Source organism: Bacillus sp. ATD (genome assembly GCF_050585765.1).
Lineage (GTDB): Bacteria > Bacillota > Bacilli > Bacillales > Bacillaceae > Bacillus > Bacillus stercoris.
This window is the reverse complement of record NZ_JBOBQH010000009.1, coordinates 16,302-39,651: the sequence shown is the minus strand read 5'-3', so window position 1 is coordinate 39,651 and position 23,350 is coordinate 16,302. Positions and strand designations below refer to the sequence as shown.

The 23,350-nt window shown below is 42.4% G+C and carries 24 protein-coding genes and 3 riboswitches; of the genes, 16 read left to right on the top strand and 8 right to left on the bottom strand.

Annotation, left to right across the window (positions count from 1 at the left end; translation table 11 throughout):
* Window positions 1-24 precede the first annotated feature (24 nt).
* Window positions 25-2,433, bottom strand: a complete 2,409-nt coding sequence (locus tag ACQXR1_RS17885; protein ID WP_168780868.1) for an EAL domain-containing protein — start codon at window positions 2,431-2,433, stop codon at window positions 25-27.
* 230 nt (window positions 2,434-2,663) lie between these two features.
* Here ACQXR1_RS17885 and ACQXR1_RS17880 point away from each other — a divergent pair, with 230 nt between their 5' ends.
* From ACQXR1_RS17880 to rsgI, 4 genes are all read left to right on the top strand, one after another.
* Window positions 2,664-3,278: a DedA family protein gene (locus ACQXR1_RS17880; RefSeq protein WP_430772652.1), complete on the top strand. Its 615-nt coding sequence runs from the start codon at window positions 2,664-2,666 to the stop codon at window positions 3,276-3,278.
* Between the two features lie 47 nt (window positions 3,279-3,325).
* A riboswitch (yybP-ykoY riboswitch) is annotated at window positions 3,326-3,485 on the top strand.
* Window positions 3,486-3,534: 49 nt separating this feature from the next.
* Entirely contained in the window at window positions 3,535-4,329 is a 795-nt protein-coding gene (locus ACQXR1_RS17875; protein ID WP_151256981.1) for a TerC family protein, read from the top strand.
* A gap of 263 nt (window positions 4,330-4,592) precedes the next feature.
* Window positions 4,593-5,348: an RNA polymerase sigma factor SigI gene (sigI, locus tag ACQXR1_RS17870; RefSeq protein ID WP_040083319.1), complete on the top strand. Its 756-nt coding sequence runs from the start codon at window positions 4,593-4,595 to the stop codon at window positions 5,346-5,348.
* On the top strand, window positions 5,345-6,490 hold the full coding sequence (rsgI, locus tag ACQXR1_RS17865; protein ID WP_069149488.1) for an anti-sigma-I factor RsgI: 1,146 nt from the start codon (window positions 5,345-5,347) through the stop codon (window positions 6,488-6,490). Before sigI ends, rsgI begins: the two co-directional genes overlap by 4 nt.
* A 10-nt stretch (window positions 6,491-6,500) precedes the next feature.
* On the opposite strand, the gene sspD is transcribed toward rsgI, so the two are convergent.
* Window positions 6,501-6,695 (bottom strand): acid-soluble spore protein SspD, encoded by a 195-nt coding sequence (sspD, locus tag ACQXR1_RS17860; RefSeq protein ID WP_003218568.1) that lies wholly within the window; start codon window positions 6,693-6,695, stop codon window positions 6,501-6,503.
* A 130-nt stretch (window positions 6,696-6,825) separates the two neighbouring features.
* Window positions 6,826-7,527: a transcriptional regulator HtpK gene (gene htpK, locus ACQXR1_RS17855; RefSeq protein WP_040083317.1), complete on the bottom strand. Its 702-nt coding sequence runs from the start codon at window positions 7,525-7,527 to the stop codon at window positions 6,826-6,828.
* A 171-nt stretch (window positions 7,528-7,698) separates the two neighbouring features.
* On the opposite strand from htpK, the gene htpX reads away from it, so the two are divergent.
* From htpX to ACQXR1_RS17835, 4 genes are all read left to right on the top strand, one after another.
* Complete coding sequence (htpX, locus tag ACQXR1_RS17850; RefSeq protein WP_014663732.1) at window positions 7,699-8,595, top strand: protease HtpX; 897 nt, start codon at window positions 7,699-7,701, stop codon at window positions 8,593-8,595.
* A 174-nt stretch (window positions 8,596-8,769) separates the two neighbouring features.
* The gene (gene ktrD / locus ACQXR1_RS17845; RefSeq protein ID WP_151256982.1) at window positions 8,770-10,119 is read left to right on the top strand and encodes a Ktr system potassium transporter KtrD; all 1,350 of its coding nucleotides are present in this window, start codon (window positions 8,770-8,772) and stop codon (window positions 10,117-10,119) included.
* Window positions 10,120-10,269: 150 nt separating this feature from the next.
* Window positions 10,270-10,425: a hypothetical protein gene (locus tag ACQXR1_RS17840; protein WP_003232510.1), complete on the top strand. Its 156-nt coding sequence runs from the start codon at window positions 10,270-10,272 to the stop codon at window positions 10,423-10,425.
* A gap of 2 nt (window positions 10,426-10,427) precedes the next feature.
* Window positions 10,428-10,610 carry a hypothetical protein gene (locus tag ACQXR1_RS17835; protein WP_041521312.1) on the top strand — a complete coding sequence of 61 codons (183 nt, stop codon included), beginning with the start codon at window positions 10,428-10,430 and terminating at the stop codon, window positions 10,608-10,610.
* A 41-nt stretch (window positions 10,611-10,651) separates the two neighbouring features.
* On the opposite strand, the gene ACQXR1_RS17830 is transcribed toward ACQXR1_RS17835, so the two are convergent.
* Window positions 10,652-11,674: an acyltransferase family protein gene (locus ACQXR1_RS17830; RefSeq protein ID WP_430772598.1), complete on the bottom strand. Its 1,023-nt coding sequence runs from the start codon at window positions 11,672-11,674 to the stop codon at window positions 10,652-10,654.
* Window positions 11,675-11,926: 252 nt separating this feature from the next.
* Between ACQXR1_RS17830 and kinE the strand changes: the two genes are divergently transcribed.
* The 3 genes from kinE (at window position 11,927) to ACQXR1_RS17815 (ending at window position 14,852) form a co-directional block, all read left to right on the top strand.
* Window positions 11,927-14,143 carry a sporulation two-component system sensor histidine kinase KinE gene (gene kinE, locus ACQXR1_RS17825; RefSeq protein ID WP_071580610.1) on the top strand — a complete coding sequence of 739 codons (2,217 nt, stop codon included), beginning with the start codon at window positions 11,927-11,929 and terminating at the stop codon, window positions 14,141-14,143.
* A complete protein-coding gene (locus tag ACQXR1_RS17820; RefSeq protein WP_095431437.1) occupies window positions 14,140-14,637 on the top strand; it encodes a methylated-DNA--[protein]-cysteine S-methyltransferase in 498 nt (165 codons plus the stop codon). The genes kinE and ACQXR1_RS17820 overlap by 4 nt, the downstream gene beginning before the upstream one ends.
* A gap of 89 nt (window positions 14,638-14,726) precedes the next feature.
* Entirely contained in the window at window positions 14,727-14,852 is a 126-nt protein-coding gene (locus ACQXR1_RS17815; protein WP_071576678.1) for a hypothetical protein, read from the top strand.
* A gap of 33 nt (window positions 14,853-14,885) precedes the next feature.
* Here the strand turns inward: ACQXR1_RS17815 and mtnA are convergent, their stop codons facing one another.
* The 3 genes from mtnA to ACQXR1_RS17800 all read right to left on the bottom strand — a co-directional run bounded on the left by mtnA (window position 14,886) and on the right by ACQXR1_RS17800 (window position 18,260).
* Window positions 14,886-15,947: an S-methyl-5-thioribose-1-phosphate isomerase gene (gene mtnA, locus ACQXR1_RS17810; protein WP_103748844.1), complete on the bottom strand. Its 1,062-nt coding sequence runs from the start codon at window positions 15,945-15,947 to the stop codon at window positions 14,886-14,888.
* Between the two features lie 7 nt (window positions 15,948-15,954).
* On the bottom strand, window positions 15,955-17,148 hold the full coding sequence (gene mtnK, locus ACQXR1_RS17805; protein ID WP_136654588.1) for an S-methyl-5-thioribose kinase: 1,194 nt from the start codon (window positions 17,146-17,148) through the stop codon (window positions 15,955-15,957).
* Window positions 17,149-17,240: 92 nt separating this feature from the next.
* Window positions 17,241-17,397, bottom strand: a riboswitch (SAM riboswitch).
* A gap of 83 nt (window positions 17,398-17,480) precedes the next feature.
* Entirely contained in the window at window positions 17,481-18,260 is a 780-nt protein-coding gene (locus tag ACQXR1_RS17800; protein WP_306646249.1) for a carbon-nitrogen family hydrolase, read from the bottom strand.
* A 94-nt stretch (window positions 18,261-18,354) separates the two neighbouring features.
* Here ACQXR1_RS17800 and mtnE point away from each other — a divergent pair, with 94 nt between their 5' ends.
* From mtnE to mtnD, 5 genes are all read left to right on the top strand, one after another.
* Window positions 18,355-19,551: a methionine-glutamine aminotransferase gene (gene mtnE / locus ACQXR1_RS17795; RefSeq protein ID WP_430772597.1), complete on the top strand. Its 1,197-nt coding sequence runs from the start codon at window positions 18,355-18,357 to the stop codon at window positions 19,549-19,551.
* Between the two features lie 38 nt (window positions 19,552-19,589).
* A riboswitch (SAM riboswitch) is annotated at window positions 19,590-19,690 on the top strand.
* Between the two features lie 84 nt (window positions 19,691-19,774).
* On the top strand, window positions 19,775-20,992 hold the full coding sequence (gene mtnW / locus ACQXR1_RS17790; protein WP_286315015.1) for a 2,3-diketo-5-methylthiopentyl-1-phosphate enolase: 1,218 nt from the start codon (window positions 19,775-19,777) through the stop codon (window positions 20,990-20,992).
* On the top strand, window positions 20,989-21,696 hold the full coding sequence (gene mtnX, locus ACQXR1_RS17785; RefSeq protein ID WP_430772596.1) for a 2-hydroxy-3-keto-5-methylthiopentenyl-1-phosphate phosphatase: 708 nt from the start codon (window positions 20,989-20,991) through the stop codon (window positions 21,694-21,696). Before mtnW ends, mtnX begins: the two co-directional genes overlap by 4 nt.
* Window positions 21,654-22,283 carry a methylthioribulose 1-phosphate dehydratase gene (locus tag ACQXR1_RS17780; protein ID WP_103748841.1) on the top strand — a complete coding sequence of 210 codons (630 nt, stop codon included), beginning with the start codon at window positions 21,654-21,656 and terminating at the stop codon, window positions 22,281-22,283. Before mtnX ends, ACQXR1_RS17780 begins: the two co-directional genes overlap by 43 nt.
* Before the next feature lie 14 nt (window positions 22,284-22,297).
* A complete protein-coding gene (gene mtnD, locus ACQXR1_RS17775) occupies window positions 22,298-22,834 on the top strand; it encodes an acireductone dioxygenase (protein WP_014663746.1) in 537 nt (178 codons plus the stop codon).
* 40 nt (window positions 22,835-22,874) lie between these two features.
* On the opposite strand, the gene ACQXR1_RS17770 is transcribed toward mtnD, so the two are convergent.
* Window positions 22,875-23,195 carry a YkvA family protein gene (locus ACQXR1_RS17770; RefSeq protein ID WP_014663747.1) on the bottom strand — a complete coding sequence of 107 codons (321 nt, stop codon included), beginning with the start codon at window positions 23,193-23,195 and terminating at the stop codon, window positions 22,875-22,877.
* Window positions 23,196-23,350 lie beyond the last annotated feature (155 nt).

Below are 23,350 nucleotides of genomic sequence, written 5' to 3'. Positions count from 1 at the left end.
TGGGTGAAAAAAACAGCCGCGCTATTATTGCGGCGGCTGTTCAATAATGAATTGTTCGATTTGTTCCGGCGGTATTGGCCTGCTGAAAAAGAATCCCTGCAAATGGTCGCAGCCTTTTTCATAAAGGAGCTGCTTTTGTGCTGAATTTTCAACACCTTCGGCAATCACCTGCAAAGACAGCTGATGGCCCATGGCAATAATAGCCCCTGTAATTTGCTCTGATTTACGATGGGTTTGAATATCGTCAATAAATGATTTGTCAATTTTCAGCCTGTGAATCGGAAAGTGCTTCAAATAGCTAAGCGAGCTGTGGCCAGTACCGAAATCGTCAATACTGATTCTGATTCCTAATTCCGTTAGCGATGACAAAACCTTTTTGGAGTGGTCAAGATTGTCCATTGTCATGCTTTCTGTCACTTCCACTTCAAGAAGGTGCGGAGGAAGCTTGTATTTATTCAGCGTATCCTTGATGAGGGGAATCAGATCTTCGGATTGAAACTGTTTGGCGGAAATATTGATGGCGACAGAAAGATCATAGCCTTTGTCATGCCAAACCCTTGCCTGTTTGCATGCTTCATCTATAATCCACTTTCCGATATCAATAATAAGGCCCGTTTCTTCTGCGACACCGATGAATTCTCCGGGTGGGCACAGCTGCCCGGCGGGTGTGACAAGGCGTATTAATGCTTCTGCCCCTGTCATTTTTTGATTTTTTGCACTGAATTGCGGCTGATAATATAAGACAAATCTATCGTTTTCAATTGCTTCTCTAAGTACGATCTCTTGATTCAGCTTGACGGTTTCTTTTTTCCCGATTGAAAAAGAAAAGTACCTGTATTTGCTTTTGTTCGGTTCTTTAGCGGCATACATCGCCATATCAGCCTTTTTCATCAATTCAAGGCCATCCGTCCCGTCTTTTGGAGATATTGCAATCCCGATACTGACAGAGGTGACTAGAGTGTGCTCTTGGATTTTAAAAGGTTTTTCGAATTTTTGGATAATTTTTCTTGCTAAAACATCTGCCTCGCCTGTTCCTGTATTGGCGTCTGTCAATATAATAATAAATTCATCGCCGCCAAGACGGGCAATAAATCCGTTATCAGGAACTACAGATGATAGGCGCTTAGCTGCAAGCTGAAGCAGTTGATCACCGACATTATGCCCTAATGCATCGTTAATCACTTTAAATCGGTTTAAGTCCAGAAAGAATACAACGGTGTTATAATGTAAGGTATGCTCGCGATTCAGCACTTCTGTTAGGTGAGAGATGGCATGCCTTCTGTTAGGTAAGTCTGTAAGCGAATCATAATGAGCCATTCTATGGATTTCTTTCTCTGCTCTGTACTGCTTTGTCATGTCTTTGCAAATAACATAAATGCTGTCAAGCTCTTGATTGACCTCAACAGGTATGAGCGTAATATTTAAGTGAAACTGGCCTTTTTCAGTAATCAGATCGCTATCACTGTTCATCGCTTGTTTATCTTTTTTAACTTGCTCAAAAAGGCGCTTAATTTTCTGGGATGTATAATTTCTCCAATCGTGCATGCTGAATCCAAATTTGCTGATCATTTCCTCGCCGGCATGATTTGATGATATAATGTCGCCTTCTAATGACAAAATAAAGATGGCATCAATATTGTGGTTGATTAAAGATTGAAATCTCTGTTCGTTATCCTTTATGCGTTCGCTTTGTTTCATAAACTTTCGGTCTGCATGGGAACTGAATAATAATAATGTTTGTATACAAAAAATAATTAAAGTAACAAAAATTGACCAATGAAACGTATGTACTTCCATATGGCTTCCGGGAGGAGCCGTGTCCTCATGAAAAGTTGCGGCAAGCATTCCTGTATAATGCATGCCCGAAATCCCTAAACCCATTACAAGTGAACTGATGACTTTATAGTACATAAGATGATCAGAATGTCTTTTTGCGGCCAAGTCAAAGAATATCTTTAACGAGACGAAAGATGCTGCAATCGCAATGATAATTGAAACTGTAAATAAAATCGGTTCATATATAATCATTACCCGGGAAATGGCAGACATTCCGATATAGTGCATAGAAGCAATAGATGCGCCAAGCACAACTGATCCGGTAAGCAGTCTGTAAAATGTAAGAATGTTCCGGCTGACAAAATATAATGACACAAATGATCCAGAAACAGATGCACCAATGGATGCCATTAAAGGCATGAATTCATATTCCAACTGCATTTCCATCTCCATATGGACGGCCATCATCCCTACAAAATGCATTGACCAAATCCCGAATCCCATTATAAGTGAGCCGCCAATCAGCCAAACTTTACTTTTTAAACCCGTATGGATCGTGACTTTCCTTGACAGTTCAAGGGAAATGTATGAGGCGGCACAGGCAATAAGAATAGATAAATATATGAGCGTCGTATTATACGTAACGTGTATTTCCAAATGGAGATTCCTCCCGTATCTGATGTTCCAGTCTTGTTGACTCTCTTTATTATCGGCTGCTTAACTCCAGCCTTTCAGCCTTCAAGATGATAGAAATATGAGTGAGAGCTATTTTTAGTTCAGCTGACCGTGAAAAATGTGTTAAAATCATGTTGACGTTTTCCAAAAAAATAAAATGTACAATACATAAATAGGGAAAAGGGGAGTTGAAGGCTATCGAAGAGCTGGTAATGTCATGGATAGAAGCATTTAAAAGCTTATCTTATTTTGGAATATTTCTAGCGCTCAGTATTGAGTTTATCCCCGCTGAAATCGTCCTGCCTCTTGCGGGCTACTGGGTATCGAAAGGCGACATGACGCTAGCCGGCGCTGTTTTGGCAGGTACGCTTGGAGGAGTGGCCGGTCCGCTTACGCTGTATTGGATAGGCAGGTACGGAGGAAGGCCGTTTCTTGAACGTTTTGGGAAGTATCTTTTTATTAAGCCTGAAGCGCTTGATAAGTCGGATGAATTTTTTAAAAAACATGGGGGCTTTGTCGCCTTCAGCGGCCGATTCTTGCCTGGCATCAGGACATTGATCTCCATACCGTGCGGCATTGCAAAAATGAATGTTTGGGTGTTTGCGCTTTATACATTCATCGCTATGCTTCCGATTACATTTGTATATGTTTATCTCGGTGTGAAGCTCGGTGAAAATTGGAAGGAAGTCGGCTCTATTCTTGATCAATATATGCTTCCGATCGGGATAGCGATTTTGGTGCTGTTCCTGCTCTACTTATTGATGAAAAAGAGGAAGAAACGCACGCACTCCGAACATTTATCAGTATTTTTAAAAAATAAACGTTGACAAATCACCGCACTGCGCATATTATTGACGTATAAAATGATATTTCTTGAAATCCCAAAGGGGAGTAGCGTCCGGAATATATTCCGGAAACAAAGTCGTCATTTCATGGATGGTATCCATCGGCTTTGTTGGCATGCTTGAATTCATGTCTAGCAAGACCTTTGCCTTATGTCGGCAAAGGTCTTTTTTGCATGGTCCGGCCGGCATAAGATCGGATGAAGAGAAAGAAAACAACTTTTTTGGGAGGGTATCATTTATGGATGCAGCATTATTATTAGAGTATGGTTGGGTTCTTCTCGTCTTGATCGGGCTGGAAGGGATTTTAGCCGCCGATAACGCACTGGTTATGGCGGTCATGGTAAAACATTTGCCGGAAGAAAAAAGAAAAAAAGCGCTGTTTTATGGATTGGCAGGGGCTTTTGTACTGCGATTTGGCTCTTTATTTGCAATTTCTTTCTTGGTCAACGTATGGCAGGTTCAAGCGATTGGCGCGATCTATTTGCTGTATATCTCAGCAAGCCACTTATTGAAAAGATATGTATTTAAGAAAGAAGACACGCATAAAGAGACGAAGAAAAGCGGTTTTTGGCCGACTGTTTTAAAAGTGGAACTGGCAGATATCGCGTTTGCTGTTGATTCTATTTTAGCAGCAGTAGCACTGGCGGTTACGCTCCCTGGGACATCACTCCCGAAGATCGGCGGACTTGACGGAGGGCAATTTATCGTCATTTTGGCCGGTGGTATCATCGGACTGGTGATCATGCGATTTGCGGCTTCAATGTTTGTAAAGTTATTAAAGGAACGTCCAAGCCTAGAAACAGCAGCCTTTGTGATTGTCGGCTGGGTCGGAGTGAAGCTTGCTTTATATACGCTTGCCCATCGTGACATAGCGGTTGTTTCTGAACACTTTATCCATTCTGGAGCATGGAAGCTGATATTCTGGGGTGTCTTAGCGGCAATTGCAGTTAGCGGCTGGTTTATGTCAGGTGGGAAAAAACAGCCGGAGGGCACACAAAACGAACAAAAAAACAGCACTCGGGAACGGGCGTAATCTGAAAGACTCTGCTTAAAAGCAGAGTCTTTTCATGTTTGAAGCGTTTTCACGGGCGAAATAAAATAACATTTTTATAACAGCTTTGTTACAAAAAACACGCATAAAACCCCCTTAATTCTTTAGAAAGGCACGAAATCATGTATAGGACGTCAGAATGGTTTGTCATAATTGAGACATTGGAAATCAATATTTCTTTTTCTCCTTTGCGAATCCCTATCAAATTAGCTATCATTAATGAGTAGTTATAGGGAGGAACTGAGGTGAAACCAGTGCTTAGCCTTTTGTTTAAATTGGGAAAAAAGAAGCAAACGCTTGAAAAAGCTGTTGAGAGTATACAAAAAGGCAATAAAGATCTGCAAAATGAATTAATACAGCAATATAAGCCATTTATCGCAAAGACGGTTTCATCCGTTTGTAAACGATATATAGATGAAAAAGACGATGAGTTCAGTATTGGACTGATCGCGTTTAATGAAGCTATTGAAAAATATTCACCTGAAAAAGGAAATTCTCTGCTCGCATTTGCTGAGCTTATTATAAAAAGAAAAGTCATTGATTACATTAGAAAAGAAGCCAGAAGCGCACAAAATATAAATATCGATTTACAGGAAGGAGACGATCAGGAATCATCACAAAGCCTGATTGAAGCCGAGCTTTCCATTGATGAATACCGCCGTCAGATTGAACAGGAGCAGAGGCGTGAGGAAATCCTCTATTTTCAAAGGCAGCTCAAGGATTATGGTTTGTCGTTTAAAGAACTGCTTGAAAATTCTCCAAAGCACACGGATGCAAGGCAAAATGCTATAAAAGTGGCAATGACGCTTGTTGAACACGAAGAATTGGCCGCTATTTTGTACACAAAGAAGCAGCTTCCAGTGAAACAGCTGGAGCAGCTTGTCTCTGTAAGCCGAAAAACGATTGAGAGAAACAGAAAATATATTATTGCGATGTGTATTATCATTACGGGTGATTATATTTATTTAAAAGATTATCTTAAAGGGGTGCTGCACTCATGAGAAGAGGGATTATAGTAGAGAAAAATAAAAAATTCGTCACGTTGCTGACCCCTGACGGACAATTTTTAAAAGCTAAAAATGATCGCCACAGCTATGAAATCGGAGAGGAAATCATGCTTCCGAGTGAAACACGCATGGGCAGAAGGGCCAGCTTTTTTGATTTTTTTAAACTGCGCCCTTTCAAAATGGGGATTTTTACGATGACTGCTATTATGCTTTTTATTTTTATAGTTCTCCCCGTTTTTTCTAACAATAAGGCCTATGCGTATATGACAATCGATATCAATCCAAGCGTCGAAATGGCGTTAAACAGCGATTATGAAGTGATTGAACTGACGCCTCTAAACGATGAGGGAAAGCAGGTCGTAAATGATATTGATGATTGGGAGAAGACTGATTTTAAAAAGGTGATTGACGATATTATAACCGACTGCAATGAGCACGGGTATGTAAAGAAATCGAAAGAAATATTGATTTCCACTGTTTATGAAAATACGGAAGACAATACATATAAAAAAGCTGTGAAAAAACAGCTCAACGATGTGACTGAAAAATATAAAACGACATACCGCATGGAATCTCTCGAGTCAGACATGCAAACGAGGGAAAAAGCGAAGAAAGAAGGCGTTTCAACAGGCAGCTACATCAAATCAAATGAAAAGAATAACAATAAAGATTTAAAAGATGACTCCAGCAAACCATCCGGAGAAGAGGATCAAAAGAGTGAAGAAAATGAGGGTGAAAACACCGATCAAACCGACTCCCAAGACAGCAAGCAAGGAGATAATGAACAGTTGAATGATACGGATTCCGGTGACCAGAAAGAAGATAAAGCGGATGACCAGACTGATAAAAGTGATAAAGATAAAAATGTAAAGGAATCAGATGAAAACACAAATACCGAAAAAGATGGGGACGATGAGCAAACCCCAATACAAGATCCTCAAGATAAAGGAAATGAAAATAACAGCGCTGACAAAGGTCAAAGCCAATACCACAGGGACTGGAACAATGGTGAACAGGGCAAGAATCGTTCTTCATCCAGAAGGGATAACGCTTCAGACCGCCGTAATCCAAACGGCTACAGCAGTGATAATAATTCAGCACAAAATGAAGATTCGCCGAGTGCCCCCGGCGAATAAAGACCTGAATTTATTTAGTTGTGCCGTTTAACTGAGATTGTGCTTGCTGCACCAGCCGCTTTGTCATTTCTCCGCCTACAGAGCCGTTAGCGCGTGCGACTGTATCAGAACCAAGGTTCACACCGAATTCTTGAGCCACTTCGAGTTTAAATTGGTCTAGTGCCTGCTCCACCCCTGGAACAACGAGTTTATTTCTGCTCGCCATCTTTTTCATCTCCTTTTTCTATAAAGAAATTCTTAACGCGTATTTAGTTTGAAATATACGGGGATTATTTATGCTGGCAATTGTTGTGGAGAAAAATAAACCCCCGGCCTCTGAGCCGGGGGTGCGCAGACTATAAAATGTCTGCTGTCATTTTATGAGCGGTTGCCTGAATATGGAACGTTAAAATGGAGAGGACTGTAATGGCGATAATCTGTCTGATTTTAAGCCATTGGCCGTCATTCAGTTCTTCAAAACGGTAGCGGAGACGTTCTGTCTCCTGTTCGACGATCACCTGCAGATTTGATTCTTTCATAGAAGGAGTATCTTGGTGATGAACGGCATCAAGCACATATGCACAGCTTTCATAATAAGCAATCGGGCTAATGACATCATCAGATCTGTCTGAGATTGTGTTAAAGGCCACTTTTAAAATAGCCCGTATGTGTTCAAAGTCATAAATGGATTTTAAATCACGTACAATTAAAAGAATAACTGCTTGTTCAACTGAGTATTTTTTGCCCAGCTCAGGGTGTCCGATCAGATCCTTGATATCACGCTTTACCCAGTTTTGAATCGCGGTTGACTTTAATGAAGTCAGTTCGCATAAGTTGCCGAGCTCTACGATTTCATTTGTAGAGAGGCCGTATTCTTTTTTCTGTTTTTTTCGTTCGTATCTTGTAAGAAATTCAGGAATTTCAAGATGATTGGCTGCTTTTTCTGCTGACATGTTCGCTGATTGGACGAGAATGTCGAGCGGGCTATGTTCTCCTTGTCCTTTTAGGGAATAGAGCAGCCGCACCATATCGGTTCGAGAAAGTTTAAAAATGTTCATTGTTCACCTCTTTAAACAATTTGACGCGGATAAGCGGTTTATGTATAAGTTCAACATTGAAGCGTCAGCAAATTACATTAACATCATACGTCGAATTCCTTGCATTTTCAAATGGATGTTTTATAATTTAAATATACAGGTTCTTTTGAACTTAAAATAACGGAGGTTGTTATGGCGAAAAGAATTTTTCTGTTTATTTTAACGAATATTTTGGTGCTTACAACAATCGGGATTGTTTTGTCTATTTTGAGCTCTGTTACTGGAGTAGGGACATACTTTACAGCTGATGGCGGTATCGATCCAATGGCGCTTCTTGTGTTCAGTTTAGTCGTTGGCTTTGTCGGTTCCTTTACGTCTCTTGCAATGTCCAGATGGATGGCAAAGACGATGATGGGCGTGAGAGTGCTGAATCCGAAAAAACACTCACTCAGCTACGAGGAACAGCAATTGGTTGATCGTGTCCATAGATTAAGCCGTTCTGCAGGGTTAACGAAAATGCCGGAAGTCGGGATTTACCGTTCACCTGAAGTAAACGCGTTTGCGACTGGACCGTCTAAACGCCGTTCTCTTGTCGCAGTATCGTCTGGGCTCTTGGAGCAGATGGATGATGCGGCGGTTGAAGGAGTGCTTGCCCACGAGGTCGCGCATATCGCTAATGGTGATATGGTAACAATGACGCTTTTACAAGGTATCGTCAATACCTTTGTCGTCTTTCTATCACGCATCGCAGCTTGGATTGCAAGCCGTTTTGTCAAAGAAGATCTAGCGCCGATCGTACATTTTATTGCAATGATTGTCTTTCAGATTATCTTTTCGATACTTGGCAGCCTGGTTGTGTTTGCGTATTCACGCCATCGTGAATTCCATGCTGACAGGGGAGGAGCGGATCTTGCCGGCAAGGATAAGATGATTCATGCGCTTCGGACGCTTAAAGGCTACTCTTCCCGAATGATGGAAGACGATCAGACAGCTGTCCAAACGTTAAAGATCAATGGCAAGAAGCGCTCTTCACTTTTCTCTACTCACCCTGATTTAGATGAGCGTATCAGACGGCTGGAAGCTAAGTAATACAAACACATTGTTCCTCTGAGGAAATTCTCAGAGGTTTTTTTATTTTATCCATTGATTAAAAACATAAAAAAATAAGCAAGTTAAGAAAATGTTCCGTAAAAGCCTTTAAAAATGGACCTAATATCTTTAGAATAATTACCGTACTTAAAAAGAGAGGCAGAAGGATTTTACATGAAATTAAAGTTTGGAAAATTGATACAGGCCCTGTCACCGGCCCAGCTGATCGCATTATATTATTTTCTTGCAGTTACTGTGGCTGTTATATTGCTGAGTTTGCCGGCGGGCCATAAACCGGGGGCGGACTGGACGTTCATTGATGCGCTGTTTACCGCCGTCAGTTCAGTCAGCGTAACAGGGCTGACGGTCGTTGATACAGCTGATACATTCAGTACAACAGGCATTTTTATATTGGCATTTGTTCTGCAATTTGGCGGAATCGGGATTATGACGCTCGGAACGTTCATTTGGCTGATCATGGGAAAACGAATCGGGCTGAAAGAACGGAAATTGATTATGGTTGACCAAAACCAATCCCAGTTTTCCGGGATTGTCAATCTGATGAAGCAGGTTCTTTTTCTGATCTTGTGGATTGAATTTTTTGGCGGGCTTATACTCGGCACTTATTTCTTAACCTACTATGATTCCTTTCAGGAAGCTTATTTACACGGGTTTTTTGCCAGTATCAGTGCAACGACAAATGGCGGATTTGATATTACCGGTAATTCGATGATTCCATTTCGTCACGATTACTTTGTGCAGTTTATTACAATGCTTTTAATTATATTTGGAGCGATTGGATTTCCTGTGCTGGTTGAAGTAAAGGATTTCCTGTTTTCAAAGCATCGCCGTTATCCATTTACGCTTTTTACGAAGATCACAACGATTACGTTCGGCTCGCTTGTCTTGTTTGGAGCCATAGGCATCTTTGCCCTGGAAGCAAACCATGCGTTCGCAGGAAAATCATGGCATGATATTTTGTTTCTGTCCCTGTTTCAATCAACGGCAACCCGAAGCGGGGGTCTTGCCACAATCGATATCAGCCAATTATCAGATCCCACACTCTTTTTTATTTGTGCGATGATGTTTATCGGAGCGTCGCCAAGTTCAGTCGGGGGAGGCATACGGACAACGACTTTTGCCTTGAACCTTCTTGCGCTGTTTCATTTCGCCCGCGGTAATAAGTCCGTAAAGGTATTCAAACGGGAGCTGCACCCTGCTGATCTGATGAAGTCGCTTGTTGTCACAATGATGGCGATCTTGCTCGTTTTTGGCGCGACACTCATTCTGACCATTACAGAAAAGCATTCCCTGCTGGAGCTTTTGTTTGAAGTGTGCTCGGCATTTGGTACAACCGGTCTGTCACTTGGAATTACGGCTGATTTGAGCAGTGTAGGAAAATGCGTCATTATGATTGTTATGTTTATCGGACGAATCGGCATCCTAACCTTCCTGTATCTGATCGGTAGAAAGGAAATTGAAGCGAATTATCATTATCCGAAGGAAAGAGTGATTATCGGATAGACAAAACACCGCCAATTTAGCGGTGTTTTTTGATTGCCAAAAAAAAGATGTGTGCCTCCTGTTCAGTTGGAGAACCTAACTTCGACAGGTGCAGTTTAATGCCCCTGCATCTTTAGCCGAAATGTGTGAAAACTGGCGAGGAGGATTCGAATGAAGCGTAAAGCTGAAGTAAATGAAGCCATTAAAAATAACAATACACCTACCGAGAGCATGGACCCAAATTCATATAAGACACAATATCATGACGACCCCAATTTTAGAGGGGCAAACCGCAATTCCAAACAGGGTCAGCAGGGAGGCATGTGATTGTGAAGAAACACCGTCATAGCAGAGATATGCAAAATCATAAAAAGCCTATGAATAAGAAGGTGCTGGAGGAAGAATTCTCAAGTGAATTTGGGGATTACAATGCCGGAAAGATCATCGAAACGCTGGAAGTTACAAAGCCTGAAAAGAAAAATGAAAAAAACAAAAATAATAAACAGAAATAAAAAAGACCTCTTAGGCGGTGTCCCGCTTAAGAGGTGCTTTTCTATTTTAAATAAGCATTTTTGCCCGTTCCTCTGACAAATTGCAATAAGCTGGTCATCCTCAGCTCAATGAAAGGCTGAGCGACTGTCTTAACAAAGTTGCTGGAGAGTACTGATGTCAGTGCTGCTGTTAAAAGCAAGAGGATCACTAAGCTTTGATAGTCAGTAAGCCAATCCTCAAGACCGACCTGCCGCAGCGTTTTAATAATAAACCCGTGAAGCAAATACACGTAAAATGTCCGGGTCCCCCATTTGGTAAAGAAATACCGTTTTTGCGGAACGAGCGCTAAAAAGCTAAAGGTTGCCGCAAAGGCGAGTACATACCAGCCGATTCGGGATATTCCGCTTACAAGGGTAACGTCTCCAAATGAAGAATACGGTTTTGAACCAAACAGAAAAGAATAGTCAAAATCGATGCCCCAGCAGATGACGAATACGGCGGCAAGCACTCCGAGCGCAATTTGTTTGCCTCGTTTTGATCTCAATAAATCAAAATGGTGTTTATTTAAATAAAAACCGACAAGGAACATCGGTAAGAATACGAATGTCCGTGACAAACTCAGCGTGCTGCTGACAAAGTCCAGATAACCGATCAGCACGGCGAATCCGCAGCTGACAAACAGCGCACCCAGCTTTGAAAGCTTTGAAAAAGGATATAGAAGCAGGTTCCAAAAGAATAAGCTTACAAGAAACCATAACGACCATTGCGGATCAATCGGGTTCACATTTGCCATGCTTTCATCTTGCATAATGTAATAAAAAATGGAATAAATGATTTGGAAAATCAAATACGGAATAATCAGCTTGGCCGCCAGCTTTTTTACATATCCCGCCCGTTTAAAGCCTTTTGCGAAATAACCGGATACAAGAATAAATGCAGGCATATGGAATGTGTAAATGAACTTGTAGAGGTAGAGCATAAAGTGATTATCATTAATAAAGGAACGAAGAATATGACCGAATACAACAAGGAATATCAATAAAAATTTTGCGTTATCGAAATAACTGTCCCGCGATTTACTCATAGCATCACCTTCTCTTTCATCAGTCACTAAGAGATTATTCCCTGCTGGTACATATTTTAAAATAAAAGATGAAAAAGGAATCTAAAAAAATGCTGATTGTTAGGACGATGTAAAGTGGCGGTAAGGATCGTAGAAAATGTCTTCGGAATGTAATGGCGCTGAAATTTTCTGAAATTTATAGGGCAAATGAAGGAAGTTCCCGCATTTTGTAGAAATATTGAGGGATAGGTTTTGAAGAAGGAGTGTACATGCATGGAAACTCTTGATGTCCAGACAAACTCGGAGCTGCGAGAGGAACTGAATCGCCTCAAAGAAGAAAACGCGCGACTGAAAAAGGAATTGAATCAGCATCAAGTGATTGTCAACAATACGCTCGATGCTATTTTTATTTGTGATAACGAAATGCGAATCGTTAAGGCGAATGAAGCAACAGAAAGGATGCTTCAAGTTGATTCGGAAGATTTAAAAGAGCGTTCTGTTTTGGATTTTTTGTTTTCAATCCCAAAGGATGAACTGAATCTTGCCGTAAAGAAGTTTTTTAAAAAAGGCTTTCTGTGGAAGGAGGTCCCGATCAGGCTTGATTGCGGGGCGACAAAATACATAGAATTTCTGGCCAAAAGAGGCATTGGCGAGGATTTCTTTTTTGTTGTCATGAGAGACATATCTTCTAAGAAGATTTTGGAGCGGGAATTCTCTATGAATGAACAGCTTTTTAAGGACTTGTTTGACAGAGCGGTTGATGGAATCGTCCTGTTTGATAAAGATGGCGGTTTTATTGATGCCAATTTGTCCTTTTGTAAAAGCTTCGAAATCAATCATAATGAGCTGTCTCATTTATCGTTGTATGAGTTCATAGACAGCGGCTCAAGAAAAGATTTCGACAATATCTGGAAGACGCTCAACCGCAAGGGAAAAGCGAAGGGGGAGCTGCCTGTCAAGCTTCGTTCAGGAGTCCAAAAGCTATTTGAATTCACGATTACATCAAACATCATCAGCGGTTTTTATATGTCCATTATGAGGGATATCACAGAGAAGCGGTCTATGGAGCTTCAGCTCTTTAAAAGTGAGGAGCGATTCAGAGAAATCTTTGAAAATGCGATGGACGCCATCATCATTTGGTCGAATGACGGAAGAATCGTTAAGGCGAATCAATCAGCCTGCAAAATCTTTGAGCTGCCGATGAACTTGCTGTTGAAAAGAAAGCTGTGTGATTTTCTCGTCGACTCGCAGCAGAAATACAGCATAACGAAAAGGAAATATGCAAAATACGGAGAGATCAGAGAAGAGCTGCTGTTTCAAATGGGGAATGGACAGTTCAAAGAGCTCGAATTCACTTCAAAGCGGACAATACTTGAAAATCAGCATTTGACGATCTTAAGAAATGTCAGCGACAGAAAGCGGATGGAGAAGGAGCTTCGGGAAAGCGAGCTGAAATTCAGAAAAGTGTTCAACGGCTCAATGGACGGCAATGTATTGTTCGACAATCAATACAGGATTATCGACGCCAACCCGTTAGCAACCCATATTTTGGGGCTGTCACATGAAGAGATCAAACAGCACAGCCTGCTAGATATTATTTCTGCTTATGAAATAGAAAATCTGGCATCACCGGCAAGGCAGATTAATTTTGATGAAATGGACAACGAAATTCCATTTTTGCTAAGCAGCAGTGACAATCGAAAACTCGAATTCTCATTTAAACGGAATATTATTCAAAATATGAACTTGGCTATCTTTAAAGATGTTACAGAGCGAAAAGAATTGGAGGAACGCCTGCGCAAATCAGATACCCTTCATGTTGTCGGCGAACTCGCAGCCGGCATTGCCCATGAAATCAGAAATCCGATGACCGCTCTTAAAGGCTTCATTCAGCTCCTGAAAGGAAGTGTCGAGGGAGACTACGCCCTTTACTTCAACGTGATCACCTCAGAACTAAAGCGCATCGAATCCATCATCACCGAATTCTTGATTTTAGCCAAGCCCCAGGCCATTATGTATGAGGAAAAACATGTTACCCAAATTATGAGAGACACGATAGACCTTCTAAACGCGCAAGCCAATCTCAGCAATGTACAAATGCAGCTTGATTTAATGGACGACATTCCCCCGATCTACTGTGAACCGAATCAGCTGAAACAGGTTTTTATCAACATATTAAAAAACGCCATCGAAGTGATGCCTGACGGCGGAAACATTTTTGTGACGATAAGAGTACTGGATCAAGATCATGTCCTCATCTCCTTAAAAGACGAGGGAATTGGAATGACAGAAGATAAATTAAAGCGCCTTGGTGAACCATTTTATACGACAAAGGAACGCGGAACTGGACTTGGGCTTATGGTAAGCTATAAAATTATTGAAGAACATCAAGGCGAGATTATGGTCGAAAGTGAAGAAGGAAAGGGCACCGTTTTTCATATTACGCTTCCCGTCAGACAGAATGCTGAAGAAAGAAGGAATGATGAGTGAATTACTATATGACAGCTGAAACGCCGCTCGGTGAATTTATCATTGCCGAAGAGGAGGGCAGGATCACCCGTCTATTTCTCAGTCAGGAAGATTGGATGGATTGGAAAGAAACCGTTCAGAAGACAGAACACAAGGAAACACCTCTTCTTGCAGAAGCGAAAAAACAGCTTCATGAATATTTCGCCGGAGAAAGAAAGACATTCTCCCTGCCGCTCAGCCAAAAGGGCACACCTTTTCAGAAAAAAGTGTGGGAGGCGCTGGAGAGGATCCCATATGGTGAATCCCGAAGCTATGCTGATATTGCCGCTGCGGTCGGGAGTCCGAAGGCGGTGCGCGCTGTCGGACAGGCTAATAAACGTAACGACCTGCCGATTTTTGTTCCGTGTCACAGAGTGATTGGCAAAAACAGCGCGTTAACAGGCTACGCCGGAAGCAAAACTGATCTCAAAGCATTTTTGCTGAACATCGAGCAAATCTCCTATAAAGAAAAATAAAACATATGGCACGTTCCCTTTTTTCACAGCCGACATATCATTTTATTAAGTTAAAAAAGTTGGTCTGATGAAAAAGGAGGACAAAGCAATTGAAGCCGAGCCGCTCTGAGAAAATTGCCGTTTTTGCCAAACTGTTTGTGAAACTGCATATCTTATCAAGCGCTCAAAAAGATGAAATCATCAATGTTAACAAAAAGAAACAAAAAAACCGCTGACTCAGCTCCAAATGAGCAAAGTCCAGCGGTTTTTTAATGCACCTTTTCACCTTTAAACAACTGTTCAATCTCTTCTGCATAGTTACCGGTCATAATCCCTTTTTCTGTGATGATTCCTGAAATGAGATCATGAGGTGTAATGTCAAAAGCGGGATTAAAGACAGGCACATCTGATGGAGCGGTCCGTACTCCGGAAATCTGCCTGACTTCGTCGGGATCCCGCTCCTCTATCGGGATATCAGCGCCGCATTTGACCTTCGTATCAAATGTAGATAAAGGTGCGGCGACAAAAAACGGAATATCAAAGGCGTTTGCTAAAATAGCAAGGCCGTATGTGCCGATTTTATTTGCCGTATCACCGTTCTTTGCAATTCGGTCAGCTCCGACGATAACAGCGGAAATTTGTTTTTCCTTCATCGTATGGGCGGCCATGCTGTCTGTAATTAGCGTGACATCAATGCCTCCCTGCATCAGCTCCCAAGCAGTAAGGCGTGATCCTTGCAGGACAGGCCTTGTTTCGCAGGCATAAATGTGCAATCCCAAATCTTTTTGTTTGGCCAAGTAAAACGGAGCTAGCGCCGTTCCATAGCGGCTTGTCGCGATTGAGCCGGCATTGCAGATCGTCATGATCCTGTCGCCTTTTTTGAAAAGCTGCAGGGCGTTTTGGCCGATCAACCGGCACGTTTCCTCATCCTCGACCTGAATCTGAATTGCTTCATGGACAAGGTTTGTTTTTGCTTCATTTACGGAAATCGCGTTTTCGACCGAATGACTCAGTCTCTCAAGCGCCCATGACAAATTAATGGCTGTAGGCCGTGAGCTGTTTAAATATTGTTTGATGTCTTCCAGTCTGCGCCGGAATTCCGTGACATTATCTGTTTCAATGTTTTTGGCAGCAAGCGCTAGTCCGAAGGCAGCCGTAATGCCGATCGCCGGAGCGCCCCTTACCTTGAGCGTGACAATCGCATCAAATACATCCTCTTTCGTCGTCAGCTCCAAATATTCCGTCTCATCAGGAAGCTTTTGCTGATTTAAAATGGTAATAGCTGTTTCTTTCCATTCAACAGAACGTGGAACAGCAAATGAATGGGTCATGAATGGATCATTCCTTTACAAGTAACTTAAATAATTCAATCACATCTGTTATCGTTTTGAATTCCGAACGTTTTTCGATAAAGGCTGTGCCGGTTTCGAGCGCCAAGCGTTTTCTGCCGATTCGTTTATCAAACGGCACGATCGTATCCAGGTCAGCTACATGGGCAAGGCCGATCGTGCGTCGTATCAGCTCACAGCCCGCAAATCCGATTGCTTCTTCAAAAATATGGCTGAGCGTATCAGTGAGGTAACCGTCGATGTTGGCGTAAACATCCAGACTGTCCTTCTGCCAGGCTTCACTAAACGTCTCTTCAAACGTTTCCCAGACCTGGTTGACATGTTCATATAACGGCTCTCTGTCAGCTCCGTCACGGCTGAGTGCGTTCAAAAATAAGTTGGCGATAAATTGCCCTACATCAAAGCCGATCGGTCCGTAAAAAGCAAACTCAGGATCAATCACCTTTGTTTCGTGCTCACTTGCGAAAATGCTTCCTGTATGCAAATCACCATGAATCAACGTTTCCGCAGACGTTAAAAATGACTTTTTCAGCTTAGCGGCTTCGATTTTAACGTTGTCATTATTCCAAAGCTTCTCGACAAAAGGACGAAGCTCTTCTTCAAAATCATTTGTGTCATGGTCGAAGAAAGGATCTGTAAAAACAAGTCTTTCCGTAATGTCGCATAGCTCAGGGTTTGTAAACTGTTTAACAAGCTGTTTTTTCACCTTAGGTTCAAGCGCGTAATCTGATGAGTAGAAAAGTGTTTTTCCTAAAAATTCACCGATGTGCCGTGACAGGTGCGGATAATTTTCACCCTCAATCAGTCCTTTTCTTGCGATTTTTAGGTGAGAGAGATCCTCCATGACGGTAACCGCCATTTCCGTATCAGAGTAAAACACTCTTGGAACCAAGTGAGGCACATGCTCGCCCTGACGGATGAGAGCGCTGCTTTCGATTCTTGCACGATCGATTGTGAGCGGCCAGCTTTCTCCCACCACTTTTGCATAAGGAACCGCCTGTTTAATGATCAATGCTTTGTCATGTTCTTGATCATAAATATGAAAAACGTAATTTAAGTTGCCATCGCCGATCTCCTGACATGTCAGGGTGCTTTTGCTTGGAAATAAGCCGAGCTTCACAGCCAACGCCACAGCGGAACTTTCATTTAACGTTTCGTATAAAGGTGTTTTTGTGACTGCCATCATCATAACCTCCAATTATGTAATCACTTAATATGTGGCCGTAAAAAAGCCTCCTTCTCAGAGAGAAGGAGGCTTAACATCTATGTCCGCCTCTCTTATCTCTCAGATCAGATCTGAATGGAATTAGCACCGTGCCTTAAGAGACAAGCGTCTCGGCGCGAAAAAGATGCGCCCCATTTCACAATGGAATTACGGTCGGTTGCTGTTGGGGTCAAAAGGCCAAATCCCTCGCCCAACTCTCGATAAGAGAATATATTCATTTGTTAAACAATTCTAATTTATCAGTTGATGAACATACTAACAGGTGTTTTAATAAGTTGTCAATATATTTTTTAATATAAATCTTTTCTGATATCATCGAAAACAGGGATGCTCTCCCGCACCTCGACGCTTTTATGAAGGTCGATTTCCGCACGGACTATGCCTTCCTCACGGCCGCCTTCAGCAAGTACACGCCCCCATGGATCAATAATCAGGCTATGGCCTGCAAATTCATTATCCGGATTTGAACCAGTGCAATTGCAGGCTGCGACAAAGCATTGATTTTCAATGGCACGGGCAATAAGCAGGCTTTTCCAATGATCGAGTCGGGGGAGAGGCCATTCCGCGGAAATAAACAGCACGTTGGCACCTTTTGTCGTATGTTTTCTGAGCCACTCCGGAAAACGGATATCATAGCAGATCAATCCTGCGCTTTTGACGCCGTCAAGCTCAAAGCATCCATCTTCGGAACCGGCTGATAAATACAAATGCTCATCCATCAGCTGAAAAAGATGGGCTTTTCTGTACTCTTTAATGATTTGCCCTTCCTTATCCGCGATGTACATTGTATTATAAACATCAGAATCCTTTCTGACAGCGACCGATCCGGCGACAAGATGAACTCCATGTTTTTTTGCCGTTTTCATCAGCCAGCTCTGAGCAAAGCGGCCGTCTTCATCAGCGAGTTCATCAAGATTGGCCAGATCATATCCGGTCGTCCATAATTCAGGCAGAACAAGAACATCAGCATGTTTGCTTTCTTTTTCGATCAAAAATTCAGCCTTTTTTATATTTTCCGAAGGTTTACCATATGAAATATCAAATTGAAGACAAGATATCGTCCATTTCATCTTTTTAACACCCCAAATTTTTCTTTACTTTTTTCATTTAACCATATATGATGATGGACTATCATTTCAAGATTTTTTTAGAAGGTGAGAATAGATGAAATTTGAACAGTCTCATGTATTGAAGACATTGCCTAAACAATTCTTCGCTTCGCTGGTGCAGAAAGTGAACCGAAAGCTCGCAGAGGGACACGACGTTATCAATCTAGGACAGGGAAATCCAGATCAGCCGACACCGGAACATATCGTCGAGGAAATGAAACGAGCTGTTGCTGATCCTGAGAATCATAAATATTCATCTTTTCGCGGCTCATACAGCCTAAAGTCAGCGGCGGCTGCATTTTACAAAAGAGAGTACGGCATTGATCTGGATCCGGAAACCGAAGTCGCTGTATTATTCGGCGGAAAAGCCGGTCTTGTCGAGCTCCCGCAATGCTTGTTGAATCCCGGTGATACGATTTTAGTTCCCGATCCGGGCTACCCTGATTACTGGTCTGGTGTCGCACTCGCGAAAGCGAAGATGGAAATGATGCCGCTCGTAAAGGACAGGGCGTTTCTTCCCGATTACAGCAGCATCCCCGCTGAGGTGAGAGAACAAGCGAAATTGATGTATTTAAATTATCCGAATAATCCGACTGGAGCTGTTGCTACCTCTAAATTCTTTGAAGAAACCGTGAGCTTTGCAAAAGAAAACGGAATTTGCGTCGTTCATGATTTTGCTTACGGCGCTGTAGGGTTTGACGGCTGTAAGCCTTTAAGCTTTTTGCAGACTGAAGGTGCAAAGGATATTGGAATTGAAATTTACACGCTGTCAAAAACGTATAACATGGCAGGATGGCGGGTTGGCTTTGCCGTCGGAAACGCTTCGGTCATTGAAGCAATCAATCTTTATCAAGACCATATGTTTGTCAGTCTTTTCAGAGCAACTCAGGAGGCTGCAGCAGAGGCACTGTTAGCTGATCAGAGGTGTGTGGCAGAGCAAAATGCCCGATATGAGAGCAGACGAAACGCTTGGATTGCTGCATGCCGTGAAATTGGCTGGGATGTGACAGCACCGGCAGGGTCATTTTTTGCATGGCTGCCTGTACCTGAAGGCTATACTTCTGAGAAGTTCTCAGACCTTTTGCTGGAAAAAGCGAATGTGGCGGTTGCGGCTGGAAACGGCTTCGGTGAATACGGAGAGGGCTACGTCAGAGTCGGACTTTTAACAAGTGAAGAAAGGCTCAAGGAAGCCGCTTATCGAATTGGCAAACTAAACCTGTTTACCCAAAAAACCATTGACAAGACCCTATAACGATGGGATAATTCAAAATAATTTATAAAATCTATATTTTCTTATCAAGAGCAGGCAGAGGGACGAGCCCGATGAAGCCCGGCAACCGACTTATAAAGCACGGTGCTAATTCTTGCAGCTAGCGGCTGAGAGATAAGATTCGGACGAGAAACGAAACCTCTTCAGACGCGATTGCAGTTTGAAGAGGTTTTTTGATATGGATGAAAATGAAAGGAGCTCTGGGATGAGTGAGTTATTAGCAACATATCTCCTAACAGAACCGGGAGCTGATACAGAGAAGAAAGCAGAACAAATTGCAACAGGATTGACAGTAGGCTCCTGGACTGATCTCCCCCTTGTAAAGCAGGAGCAAATGCAAAAGCACAAGGGGCGGGTGATAAATGTTGAGGAGAGAGAGGGATCTTCTGTATCAGAAAAACAAGCCGTCATCACAATTGCCTATCCTGAAATCAATTTCTCTCAGGATATTCCGGCTTTGCTGACAACAGTGTTTGGCAAGCTGTCCTTGGACGGAAAAATCAAATTAATCGATCTTCACTTCTCTGAAGCATTTAAGCGTGTACTTCCGGGACCAAAGTTTGGCGTATACGGCATCCGGAAGCTGCTGGGAGAGTTTGAAAGACCGCTGTTAATGAGCATATTTAAAGGTGTAATCGGAAGGGACCTGAGTGATATTAAAGAACAGCTTCGACAGCAGGCGCTTGGCGGAGTTGACTTGATTAAAGACGATGAAATTTTCTTTGAGACAGGTCTAGCGCCTTTTGAAACAAGAATTACAGAAGGAAAGCAAATATTAAAAGAAACGTATGAGCAAACCGGACATAAAACGCTGTATGCGGTGAATTTGACTGGACGCACGGCTGATCTGAAAGACAAAGCGAGACGTGCTGCCGAATTGGGGGCTGATGCGCTTTTGTTTAATGTCTTCGCTTACGGCTTGGACGTTATGCAAAGCCTTGCGGAAGATCCTGAAATCGCAATTCCGATTATGGCGCATCCAGCGGTCAGCGGGGCCTTTACATCTTCTCCGTTTTACGGATTTTCTCATGCACTTTTACTCGGGAAATTAAACCGATATTGCGGTGCTGATTTCAGCCTCTTTCCGTCTCCATATGGTTCGGTTGCGCTGCCAAGAGCTGATGCGCTGGCCATTCATGAAGAATGTGTGAGAGAGGATGCTTTTAACCAAACATTTGCCGTTCCGTCAGCAGGCATTCACCCTGGCCTGGTTCCGCTATTAATGCGTGATTTCGGCATAGATCATATCATTAACGCCGGAGGAGGCGTACATGGACATCCAAACGGTGCCCAAGGCGGGGGGCGTGCGTTCAGAGCCATAATTGATGCGGTCTTAGAAGCCCAGCCGATTGATGAAAAAGCCGAACAATGCAAGGATCTTAAGCTTGCGCTAGACAAATGGGGAAAGGCTGAAGCCGTATGACGACTCGAAAACCTTTGATTATATGTGATTTTGACGGAACCATCACGATGAACGACAACATTATAAATATCATGAAAGCATTCGCTCCGCCGGAGTGGGTGGCATTAAAAGACGGCGTACTTTCCAAAAAGCTGTCGATCAAGGAAGGTGTCGGGCGGATGTTCGGCCTTCTGCCCAGCCGTTTAAAAGAAGAGATTACAAGTTTTGTATTGGAAGATGCAAAAATCAGGGAAGGCTTTCGGGAATTTGTAGCGTTTATCAATGAGAATGAGATTCCGTTTTATGTCATAAGCGGAGGAATGGACTTTTTTGTATATCCTTTGCTTGAAGGCATCGTGGAGAAAGACCGCGTTTATTGCAATCATGCGTCATTTGACAACGACTATATTCGTATTGACTGGCCTCATTCTTGCAAGGGAACATGCAGCAATCAATGCGGGTGCTGTAAGCCGTCGGTTATCCATGAACTTTCTGAACCAAACCAATATATCATCATGATCGGTGATTCGGTTACAGATGTGGAGGCAGCAAAGCTGTCTGACTTATGCTTTGCAAGAGATTATTTATTAAACGAATGCCAGGAGCAAAACCTCAATCATCTCCCGTATCAAGATTTTTATGAGATAAGAAAAGAAATTGAGAATGTAACGGAGGTACAGGAATGGCTGCAAAACAAGAACGATGGCGAGAGCTCGCTGAAGTAAAACGGGAATTGGCAGAGAGAGATTGGTTTCCGGCGACTAGCGGCAATCTGTCCATTAAGGTTACTGATGAGCCTTTAACATTTCTCGTCACTGCAAGCGGAAAAGATAAACGCAAAGAGACGGATGAGGATTTTCTTTTGGTCGACCAAAACGGAGAGCCCGCTGAAAGCGGGCATTCTCTGAAACCGTCAGCGGAAACACTGCTTCATACACATTTGTACAATAAAACCAATGCCGGATGCTGCCTGCATGTCCATACGGTAAACAATAATGTGATTTCAGAGATATACGGAGACCAAAAGAAAATCACATTCAGAGGCCAGGAAATTATAAAAGCACTCGGCTTATGGGACGAGAATGCAGAAGTGACCATTCCGATCATTGAAAATCCGGCTCATATTCCGACGCTCGCGGCACTGTTTGAGAAAGAAGTTTCAGAAGATTCAGGAGCTGTTCTGATCCGCAATCACGGTATTACCGCATGGGGGAGAACAGCATTTGAAGCAAAAAGAGTGCTTGAAGCGTTTGAATTTTTGTTCAGCTACCATTTAAAATTGAAAACCCTTCAGCATCAGCTGGTTAAATAAAAGGAGGAATTGAAATGGCTACAATTCGAATTCATGATGAGGCAAATACAATGATTGAACATCAAGAGGAAGTAGCAAGCTTTCTGGACAGTCAAGAGGTTATTTATGAGCAATGGGATATCGCGAAGCTTCCGGAACATCTCTCAGAGAAATATGATTTGACAGAAGAAGAAAAACAGCAAATTCTTGATACCTTTGAAACTGAAATTAAAGACATCTCAACCCGCCGCGGCTACAAAGCACAGGATGTTATTTCATTGTCAGACAGCAACCCGAAACTTGATGAACTGCTTGAAAATTTTAAAAGAGAGCATCACCATACAGACGATGAGGTTCGTTTTATCGTAAGCGGACACGGTATTTTTGTCATTCAAGGCAAGGACGGCACGTTTTTTGATGTCCGTTTGAACCCTGGAGATTTAATCTCCGTGCCTGAGAATATCCGCCATTACTTCACGCTTCAGGAGGACCGCAAAGTTGTCGCGGTGAGAATTTTTGTCACAACTGAAGGCTGGGTTCCGATTTATGAAAAAAACAGCGTGAGTCAATAAGCATGAGAAAGCCCCGTTCACCGAACGGGGCTTTTTATATTTATTGCAAACGCCACTTTTCATACTGTGACAGTTCTTTTTTAATTAGCATCCAAATGAAACCTAAGACAGCTGCATCGTCAATAAACCCAAGACCTAGTATAACGTCTGGAATGATATCGAGCGGCATGACGATATACAAGATGGCAGCAGTTAGCAGCAAAAGTGTTTTAACCTGTGAACGAGGGTAATTGCCATTTCGCCAATCGCGAAGCATCTGAAAAAAAGTAGTGATGTGCTGGATACATTTTTTTCGGTTTTTCCTCTTTAAAATCGCTTTTCCGCCTGCGGCTCCGAGCATTATTGCTTTCTTTTTCTTCATTGGGCATACCTCCTGCCTGGCGGCGTGTTTAAGATATTCTTCACCTGGGTATTGTTCTTCTAATCCTATCAATATATCTATTATACCTGAAAAATTAACTTATTTAATGAAAATATGTTTACAAATAAAGTATAATCTGTAATAATGCACAATAA

Bases quoted from the DNA above. Each gene is read 5' to 3' on its own strand.
- ACQXR1_RS17830 (WP_430772598.1), bottom strand. From the start codon at position 11,674: ATGAGTAAATCGCGGGACAGTTATTTCGATAACGCAAAATTTTTATTG.
- mtnD (WP_014663746.1), top strand. From the start codon at position 22,298: ATGGCTACAATTCGAATTCATGATGAGGCAAATACAATGATTGAACAT.
- ACQXR1_RS17800 (WP_306646249.1), bottom strand. From the start codon at position 18,260: ATGAAATGGACGATATCTTGTCTTCAATTTGATATTTCATATGGTAAA.
- mtnX (WP_430772596.1), top strand. From the start codon at position 20,989: ATGACGACTCGAAAACCTTTGATTATATGTGATTTTGACGGAACCATC.
- ACQXR1_RS17875 (WP_151256981.1), top strand. From the start codon at position 3,535: ATGGATGCAGCATTATTATTAGAGTATGGTTGGGTTCTTCTCGTCTTG.
- htpK (WP_040083317.1), bottom strand. From the start codon at position 7,527: ATGAACATTTTTAAACTTTCTCGAACCGATATGGTGCGGCTGCTCTAT.
- ACQXR1_RS17780 (WP_103748841.1), top strand. From the start codon at position 21,654: ATGGCTGCAAAACAAGAACGATGGCGAGAGCTCGCTGAAGTAAAACGG.
- mtnK (WP_136654588.1), bottom strand. From the start codon at position 17,148: ATGGCAGTCACAAAAACACCTTTATACGAAACGTTAAATGAAAGTTCC.
- ktrD (WP_151256982.1), top strand. From the start codon at position 8,770: ATGAAATTAAAGTTTGGAAAATTGATACAGGCCCTGTCACCGGCCCAG.
- mtnW (WP_286315015.1), top strand. From the start codon at position 19,775: ATGAGTGAGTTATTAGCAACATATCTCCTAACAGAACCGGGAGCTGAT.
- htpX (WP_014663732.1), top strand. From the start codon at position 7,699: ATGGCGAAAAGAATTTTTCTGTTTATTTTAACGAATATTTTGGTGCTT.
- ACQXR1_RS17770 (WP_014663747.1), bottom strand. From the start codon at position 23,195: ATGAAGAAAAAGAAAGCAATAATGCTCGGAGCCGCAGGCGGAAAAGCG.
- mtnE (WP_430772597.1), top strand. From the start codon at position 18,355: ATGAAATTTGAACAGTCTCATGTATTGAAGACATTGCCTAAACAATTC.
- rsgI (WP_069149488.1), top strand. From the start codon at position 5,345: ATGAGAAGAGGGATTATAGTAGAGAAAAATAAAAAATTCGTCACGTTG.
- mtnA (WP_103748844.1), bottom strand. From the start codon at position 15,947: ATGACCCATTCATTTGCTGTTCCACGTTCTGTTGAATGGAAAGAAACA.
- kinE (WP_071580610.1), top strand. From the start codon at position 11,927: ATGGAAACTCTTGATGTCCAGACAAACTCGGAGCTGCGAGAGGAACTG.
- sspD (WP_003218568.1), bottom strand. From the start codon at position 6,695: ATGGCGAGCAGAAATAAACTCGTTGTTCCAGGGGTGGAGCAGGCACTA.
- ACQXR1_RS17880 (WP_430772652.1), top strand. From the start codon at position 2,664: ATGTCATGGATAGAAGCATTTAAAAGCTTATCTTATTTTGGAATATTT.
- ACQXR1_RS17840 (WP_003232510.1), top strand. From the start codon at position 10,270: ATGAAGCGTAAAGCTGAAGTAAATGAAGCCATTAAAAATAACAATACA.